General features: G+C 66.0%; 1 protein-coding gene. It reads right to left on the bottom strand.

All coding sequences use genetic code 11. The annotated features are described in order from the left end of the window. Positions 1-291: 291 nt before the first annotated feature. On the bottom strand, positions 292-1,383 hold the full coding sequence (locus tag AC2VOP_RS08975) for an IS110 family RNA-guided transposase (RefSeq protein ID WP_486960633.1): 1,092 nt from the start codon (positions 1,381-1,383) through the stop codon (positions 292-294). Between the last annotated feature and the right edge of the window lie 128 nt (positions 1,384-1,511).

Here is a 1,511-nt window from a genome sequence, read left to right as displayed (position 1 = left end):
CACACCTGATATGTAGAGAACATTGTCAAGAAGGCAAGGTGAGGCGCCGCCGGGGAGCTACCCCGACGGCGCCTCGTTGCTTCCTCGGCCAGTCTGTGTGGTGAGCGTGTCGTTAGCGACGCGCGGTCAGACTGATATACGCGGATTGGCTACCGCAGGACGGTGTTTCGGCTGGATCGCATCCGCATGTCTAGCATCGAGTGTCACCCGCATGGGCTGCTCATAGGTGTGTCGCGGGTCGATCCACGCGCTGCCACCACGGACCTCGTGAGGAAGCAGATCAGGTGGCGGTCAGTCGTCCATGACCGCCAGCGACCAGCACCAGCCGGCCAGTTCACGCGCGACCGCGACATTGGCCGTCACGGGTCGCTTACGTCGCTCCAGGAAGCCCACCCACCTGCCGTGCAGGCGGCGGTTGCCTTCGTCCCCGCGGGCGCGAGCGGCCGGCGAGGCGAGGTCCCACCGCGAACGCATCACCGCACCCACGTGATATCGCGGCTTGTGATGCCACGCCGCCTCGACCAGCAGCCGCCGGACATGGCTGTTGCCGGTCTTGGTGATCGGACCCTGAGCCCGCGAGGAACCCGACGAAAACTCCGAGGGAACCAACCCGACAAACGAGCCAATCGTGTTGCCGGTGAACCGGTTCCAATCACCAATCTCGACTGCCAACGCAAACCCGGTCAACGTGTTCACCCCCCTCAGACACGACACCCGCCGCACAATCGCAGCGAACTCACCATCGGCGGCCATCTCCTCGATCGCTGCGTCCAGACGCCGCCGCCGGGCCTGCATCGTCAACACGTGGTCATAGTCGGCGTCAAAGGCCATCCGCGTCGCCGGTGCCCTGAGCTGGGGCGCGGCGACGGTGCGCAGCCACTGATCATGGGCACCGGTCCAGGCCGCCCCGCCGTAGTACACGATGCCGTGACGCAACAGCAGCTTGGACAGGCGATGCCGGGCCCTCATCAGGTCGCCGCGGCAGTCCTCGCGGGCACGCACCAAGTCACGAGCCGCTTCCTGAGCCACGCTCGGGATCGACACCGACGTGATCTCATCCAGACGCAACAACCGGCACAGATGCAGGGCGTCGCGGGCATCGGTCTTCACTCGATCACCAGCGGGCTTCTGCAGCTTCGACGGTGCCACCACGACGCAGCGGATCCCGGCCTCCGTCAACGACCGCTGTAAGCCGAAACCGGTGGGACCCGCCTCGTAGGCCGCCGCCACCGGCCCCTGCAGTCCCGATATCCACGACCGGATGTGCTCATAGGCCGGGGTCAGGCGAGCCTGCTGAACCTCACCGGTCACGCTATCGATGGCCGCTGCTGCTACCGAACGTGCGTGCACGTCCAATCCCACACTCGTACGCTCTGTAAACACCGGGGCCTCCCACCACTGTCGGATAGACCGGGCAGGCGACTCCCTACTCGGTAACCCACGAACATGGGTGAGTGGGGCCCCGGCCCGCAACCCCCGACCCAACGCCGACGGTCACCCATACCGTCTAG

It is taken from the genome of Mycobacterium sp. TH-M106, assembly GCF_057473765.1.
Note: the sequence above shows the minus strand (reverse complement) of the source record. Positions and strands in the feature narration are given on the sequence as shown.